This window comes from Nocardioides acrostichi, from assembly GCF_015319165.1.
Classification (GTDB): domain Bacteria; phylum Actinomycetota; class Actinomycetes; order Propionibacteriales; family Nocardioidaceae; genus Nocardioides; species Nocardioides acrostichi.
This window is the reverse complement of the sequence record NZ_JADIVZ010000020.1, coordinates 1-5,607: the sequence shown is the minus strand read 5'-3', so window position 1 is coordinate 5,607 and position 5,607 is coordinate 1. Positions and strand designations below refer to the sequence as shown.

The 5,607-nt window shown below is 56.1% G+C and carries 3 rRNA genes; all 3 read left to right on the top strand.

Annotation, left to right across the window (positions count from 1 at the left end):
* Positions 1-92: 92 nt before the first annotated feature.
* The 3 genes from ISG29_RS20310 (at position 93) to rrf (ending at position 5,605) form a co-directional block, all read left to right on the top strand.
* Positions 93-1,608 (top strand): 16S ribosomal RNA (locus tag ISG29_RS20310).
* 446 nt (positions 1,609-2,054) lie between these two features.
* Positions 2,055-5,207 (top strand): 23S ribosomal RNA (locus ISG29_RS20305).
* A 281-nt stretch (positions 5,208-5,488) separates the two neighbouring features.
* A 5S ribosomal RNA gene (gene rrf, locus ISG29_RS20300) occupies positions 5,489-5,605 on the top strand.
* The 16S, 23S and 5S rRNA genes sit together here, the layout of an rRNA operon.
* Positions 5,606-5,607: the final 2 nt, after the last annotated feature.

Here is a 5,607-nt window from a genome sequence, read left to right as displayed (position 1 = left end):
TTTTTATGGTTTGTCGGGGTTTGTTTGTCAGGTTTTGGATTGTTTGTTGTGCCGATTGTTGTGCATGCTTTTGTGTGTATGGTTTTTGGTTTTCAATGGAGAGTTTGATCCTGGCTCAGGACGAACGCTGGCGGCGTGCTTAACACATGCAAGTCGAGCGGAAAGGCCTTTCGGGGTACTCGAGCGGCGAACGGGTGAGTAACACGTGAGTAATCTGCCCTCCACTTTGGGATAGCTACCGGAAACGGTGATTAATACCGGATATGACCGCATGTCGCATGGTGTGTGGTGGAAAGTTTTTCGGTGGGGGATGTGCTCGCGGCCTATCAGCTTGTTGGTGGGGTAATGGCCTACCAAGGCTTCGACGGGTAGCCGGCCTGAGAGGGTGACCGGCCACACTGGGACTGAGACACGGCCCAGACTCCTACGGGAGGCAGCAGTGGGGAATATTGGACAATGGGCGGAAGCCTGATCCAGCAACGCCGCGTGAGGGATGACGGCCTTCGGGTTGTAAACCTCTTTCAGCACAGACGAAGCGCAAGTGACGGTATGTGCAGAAGAAGGACCGGCCAACTACGTGCCAGCAGCCGCGGTAATACGTAGGGTCCGAGCGTTGTCCGGAATTATTGGGCGTAAAGGGCTCGTAGGCGGTTTGTCGCGTCGGGAGTGAAAACACCGGGCTTAACTCGGTGCTTGCTTTCGATACGGGCAGACTTGAGGCATTCAGGGGAGAACGGAATTCCTGGTGTAGCGGTGAAATGCGCAGATATCAGGAGGAACACCGGTGGCGAAGGCGGTTCTCTGGGAATGTTCTGACGCTGAGGAGCGAAAGTGTGGGGAGCGAACAGGATTAGATACCCTGGTAGTCCACACCGTAAACGTTGGGCGCTAGGTGTGGGATCCATTCCACGGGTTCCGTGCCGTAGCTAACGCATTAAGCGCCCCGCCTGGGGAGTACGGCCGCAAGGCTAAAACTCAAAGGAATTGACGGGGGCCCGCACAAGCGGCGGAGCATGCGGATTAATTCGATGCAACGCGAAGAACCTTACCTGGGTTTGACATACATCCTGCCGCCTCAGAGATGGGGCTTCTTTTGGGGGTGTACAGGTGGTGCATGGCTGTCGTCAGCTCGTGTCGTGAGATGTTGGGTTAAGTCCCGCAACGAGCGCAACCCTCGTCCTATGTTGCCAGCACGTGATGGTGGGGACTCATAGGAGACTGCCGGGGTCAACTCGGAGGAAGGTGGGGATGACGTCAAGTCATCATGCCCCTTATGTCCAGGGCTTCACGCATGCTACAATGGCCGGTACAGAGGGCTGCGATCCCGTGAGGGGGAGCGAATCCCTAAAAGCCGGTCTCAGTTCGGATTGGGGTCTGCAACTCGACCCCATGAAGTCGGAGTCGCTAGTAATCGCAGATCAGCAACGCTGCGGTGAATACGTTCCCGGGCCTTGTACACACCGCCCGTCACGTCACGAAAGTCGGCAACACCCGAAGCCGGTGGCCCAACCCCTTTTGGGGAGGGAGCTGTCGAAGGTGGGGCTGGCGATTGGGACGAAGTCGTAACAAGGTAGCCGTACCGGAAGGTGCGGCTGGATCACCTCCTTTCTAAGGAGTAGTGCCTGCCCGTGCTCGGGCGAGTGTTTCGAGCACTGTTGTGGTGGGGCTTCTTGGTGGAACTTTCTGTCGATGTCATGACTGCTGTTGCTTGTGGGTGCCTGCGTTGTGTGGGTGGTCTTCGGGTGGTGGTGGTTGGTGGTGACACACTGTTGGGTGTCTGAGGGATCAGATGTTGTGTCTGGTTGCTCTGCTGGCCCTGCTCATGGGTGCTGGTCGTGATGGCTGGTGGCTTGTGGGTGTGGGTAGGTTGTTTGATAGGTGGATAGTGGACGCGAGCATCTTGTTTTTGTTTGTTCGTTTGTAGTGTGTGCCTTTGGTGCGTGTGTGTTTGTGCGCATTGTGATGTGGCTGCCCAGATGCTTGATGTGCTCGATGATGTTGCTGGTCTGCTGTGTGTGGGCTGGTGGGTTGTTGTGTGTGTTGGGTGTGTGTGGTGGCAAGCTAGTAGGGGCACATGGTGGATGCCTTGGCATCAAGAGCCGATGAAGGACGTTGGAGCCTGCGATAAGCCCTGGGGAGTTGGCAACCGAGCGTTGATCCGGGGGTGTCCGAATGGGGGAACCCAGCACGAGTCATGTCGTGTTACCTGCACCTGAATGTATAGGGTGTGTGGAGGGAACGCCGGGAAGTGAAACATCTCAGTACCGGTAGGAAGAGAAAACAATAGTGATTCCGAGAGTAGTGGCGAGCGAAATCGGATCAGGCTAAACCATGCGCATGTGATACCCGGCAGGGGTTGTGTGTGTGGGGTTGTGGGAGTGTGTGTCGTGCATCTGCCGGTGTGTGGCGTAGTAAGAAATCACGCGTGAAGTCGAAGCCGTTGGAAAGCGGTGCCGTAGACGGTGAGAGTCCGGTAGGCGTAAGTGTGTGACTGCGTATCGCATTTCCCAAGTAACACGGAACTCCTGAAATTCTGTGTGAATCTGGCGGGACCACCCGTTAAGCCTAAATACTCCTTGATGACCGATAGCGGACAAGTACCGTGAGGGAAAGGTGAAAAGTACCCCTGGCGGGGAGTGAAATAGTACCTGAAACCATGTGCCTACAATCCGTCGGAGCCCGGCCGCCACGTTTTCGTGGAGTGGGGGTGACGGCGTGCCTTTTGAAGAATGAGCCTGCGAGTTTGCGTTGTGTGGCGAGGTTAACCCGTGTGGGGAAGCCGTAGCGAAAGCGAGTCCTAAGAGGGCGTTACCTTTATTGGTTACAGTCGCGCGATCAAGACCCGAAGCGGGGTGATCTATCCATGGGCAGGTTGAAGCGTGGGTAAGACTGCGTGGAGGACCGAACCCACTTAGGTTGAAAACTGAGGGGATGACCTGTGGATAGGGGTGAAAGGCCAATCAAACTCCGTGATAGCTGGTTCTCCCCGAAATGCATTTAGGTGCAGCGTTGTGTGTTTCTTGTCGGAGGTAGAGCACTGGATAGCCGATGGGCCCTACCAGGTTACTGACGTTAGCCAAACTCCGAATGCCGGCAAGTGAGAGCGCAGCAGTGAGTCTGCGGGCGATAAGGTCCGTAGTCGAGAGGGAAACAGCCCAGACCATCAGCTAAGGCCCCTAAGCGGTGACTAAGTGGAAAAGGATGTGGAGTCGCAGTGACAACCAGGAGGTTGGCTTGGAAGCAGCCACCCTTGAAAGAGTGCGTAATAGCTCACTGGTCAAGTGATTCCGCGCCGACAATGTAGCGGGGCTCAAGTCATCCGCCGAAGCTATGGCATTCATGCTCAGATTCGATCTGGACCTCTAACGGGGGCATGGATGGGTAGGGGAGCGTCGTGTTCTGTGTGAAGTCGTCGAGTGATCGAGCGGTGGATGGGACACGAGTGAGAATGCAGGCATGAGTAGCGAATCATGTGTGAGAAACACATGCGCCGATTGATCAAGGGTTCCAGGGTCAAGCTAATCTGCCCTGGGTAAGTCGGGACCTAAGGCGAGGCCGACAGGCGTAGTCGATGGACAACGGGTTGATATTCCCGTACCGGCAAAGTAGCGCCCATGATGAACCTGGTGATGCTAACCATCCGAAGCCATCGTTGATTGCTGCCCTTCGGGGTAGTGACGTGGTGGTGGAGCATGGGACCCGAGCTGGTAGTAGTCAAGCGATGGGGTGACGCAGGAAGGTAGCCCAACCACAGCGATGGTTGTCTGTGGCCAAGCATGTAGGGCGGTGTCTAGGTAAATCCGGGCACCTGGCTTTGATGTCGAGCCTGAGATGTGATGGGGACCCCGTATGGGGGAAGTGGGTGATCCTATGCTGTCGAGAAAAACCTCTAGCGAGCTATACGCCGCCCGTACCCGAAACCGACTCAGGTGATCAGGTAGAGAATACCGAGGCGATCGAGCGAACCATGGTTAAGGAACTCGGCAAAATGCCCCCGTAACTTCGGGAGAAGGGGGGCCGGATCCGTGACACACCTTGCGTGTGGTAGCGGTGATGGCCGCAGAGACCAGGCCCAAGCGACTGTTTACTAAAAACACAGGTCCGTGCGAAGTTGTAAGACGATGTATACGGACTGACTCCTGCCCGGTGCTGGAAGGTTAAGAGGACCTGTTAGAGAGTGATCTCGAAGCGGAGAATTTAAGCCCCAGTAAACGGCGGTGGTAACTATAACCATCCTAAGGTAGCGAAATTCCTTGTCGGGTAAGTTCCGACCTGCACGAATGGAGTAACGACTTGGGCGCTGTCTCAACCATGGACTCGGCGAAATTGCACTACGAGTAAAGATGCTCGTTACGCGCGGCAGGACGGAAAGACCCCGGGACCTTTACTATAGTTTGGTATTGGTGTTTGGTTCGGCTTGTGTAGGATAGGTGGGAGACTGTGAAACCTCGACGCCAGTTGGGGTGGAGTCAACGTTGAAATACCACTCTGGTCGTACTAGATGTCTAACCTAGGGCCATGATCTGGTTCAGGGACAGTGCCTGATGGGTAGTTTAACTGGGGCGGTTGCCTCCTAAAATGTAACGGAGGCGCTCAAAGGTTCCCTCAGCCTGGTTGGCAATCAGGTGTTGAGTGTAAGTGCACAAGGGAGCTTGACTGTGAGACAGACATGTCGAGCAGGGACGAAAGTCGGAACTAGTGATCCGGCCACGGCATGTGGAAGCGTGGTCGCTCAACGGATAAAAGGTACCCCGGGGATAACAGGCTGATCTTCCCCAAGAGTCCATATCGACGGGATGGTTTGGCACCTCGATGTCGGCTCGTCGCATCCTGGGGCTGGAGTAGGTCCCAAGGGTTGGGCTGTTCGCCCATTAAAGCGGCACGCGAGCTGGGTTTAGAACGTCGTGAGACAGTTCGGTCCCTATCCGCCGCGCGCGTAGGAAACTTGAGAAAGGCTGTCCCTAGTACGAGAGGACCGGGATGGACGAACCTCTGGTGTGCCAGTTGTCCCGCCAGGGGCACGGCTGGTTAGCTACGTTCGGAAGTGATAACCGCTGAATGCATCTAAGCGGGAAGCACGTTTCAAGATGAGGTTTCCCACCGGGTCAACCGGGTAAGGCCCCCCACAGATGATGGGGTTGATAGGCCGGAGGTGTACAGCAGTAATGCCCAGCCGACCGGTACTAATAGGCCGAGGGCTTGCCCTCACACACTCTCAACACACACCACAAACCAGACACTGGTCAACTGTGGTCACCGTGTCCCCGCCCCCCACCCGGGGGCGGTAAGGCGAGTGTGTGGCACCAAGCCACACCAACACCGTGTGCACATGCATCAACGCACCACACACGCCCTGCAAACACACAACAACATCATGTGTGTCTCGCGTCCACACCACCCATCACAACACCAGTGATAACTACATAGACCAACCACACCACCGCCTGGGTGAACACCCCCCAGAACACCAGGTGTGGGTTGAAAGAGTTACGGCGGCCATAGCGACAGGGAAACACCCGGTCCCATCCCGAACCCGGAAGTTAAGCCTGCCAGCGCCGATGGTACTGCGACCGAGAGATCGTGGGAGAGTAGGACGCCGCCGGACAT